Here is a 1,154-nt window from a genome sequence, read left to right as displayed (position 1 = left end):
CCCTCCTGCGAAGCAGCCTCACTTCCCCGGATGATCCTCCGGGCATCACTTCCGCCGGGATCTTTCGGCGCATCACTTCCGGGGATGCTCTTCCCAGCATCACTTCTCAATGGAGTCGGCATTGCGCCCGCCGATGTTTTTCAGCGCTTTTCTATACATTTACATTCCATATATAATAGAAACGCCGGATCTACAAGGACCGGTCATGGCCATTCGGAAGTGATACGATTGCTCAGGATTCTGCTAGTTGAAGACGACGAAAACCTTGCGAACGGCATAAGCTATGCGCTCACGCAGGAGGGGTGGGCAACGACCTTAGCCGGGAGTGTGTCGTATGCTCTCGAAATGCTAGAGAGCGGAGACTTTGATCTGGCGCTCCTAGATGTAATGCTCCCCGACGGAAACGGATTTGAACTCTGCAAGAAGATACGCGAAAGATCAGGGATGCCAATAATCTTCCTTACTGCAAGGGACGAGGAAGTGAATATCGTAATGGGTCTCGAGAGCGGGGCGGACGATTACGTAACGAAACCATTCAGACTAAGGGAGCTCATATCGCGAATCAAAGCCAATGCACGGAGAATCCAGAAGCGTTCCGTTGAGGAAGGTGGTTCGCTAAAGTCAGGCCCCTTAGAACTGAACACCTCTAAGCTGAGGGCTTACAGATCCGGGAAAGAGATCATACTCACTCCAACGGAGTTCAAAATACTCAGAACTCTTATGGAGAACGAAGGTATTGTCCTCGGAAGGGATCGGCTCCTTCAGAAGGTATGGGATGTAGACGGTGAATTCATTGATGACAACACCCTCTCTGTTCATATCCGAAAGCTCAGAGAGAAGGTGGAGGAAGATCCCTCAAAGCCGAAGCTTATTGAAACGCTGAGAGGCCTGGGTTACAGGTGGAATGGAGGGAAGTAGATGTTAAGATTCCTCTTCAGAGAAAAAGCCAATAGACTGGCCTCAGTTGCCGGCATTGTGATCTCTCTCGCGGTCGTCATTATCGCCGTGCTGCTCATATGGTCTGCATTGCAGGAACAGAGAAGTCGTCAGTATGAAAGGGAGATCTCGTTAATTGGAAGGCTGGTTTCGCTGGGTGGTCTTTCGGATGAGACGTTTCAGAGGCTGCTTTCTGAGAGTTGGCCGGAAGACTTCGA

The 1,154-nt window shown here is 50.6% G+C and carries 1 protein-coding gene and 1 pseudogene; both read left to right on the top strand.

Features of this window, described 5'->3' with window-relative positions; translation table 11 throughout:
• Positions 1 to 228: 228 nt before the first annotated feature.
• Positions 229 to 918, top strand: a complete 690-nt coding sequence (locus tag BG32_RS07745) for a response regulator transcription factor (RefSeq protein WP_121526649.1) — start codon at positions 229 to 231, stop codon at positions 916 to 918.
• A pseudogene (locus tag BG32_RS07740) lies at positions 919 to 1,154 on the top strand (sensor histidine kinase); the annotation flags it as partial.

Origin of the sequence: Mesotoga sp. HF07.pep.5.2.highcov (assembly GCF_003666285.1) — a bacterium.
GTDB classification, from domain to species: domain Bacteria; phylum Thermotogota; class Thermotogae; order Petrotogales; family Kosmotogaceae; genus Mesotoga; species Mesotoga prima.
The sequence above is the reverse complement of the archived record's forward strand: the minus strand, read 5'-3'. Positions and strand labels throughout refer to the sequence as shown.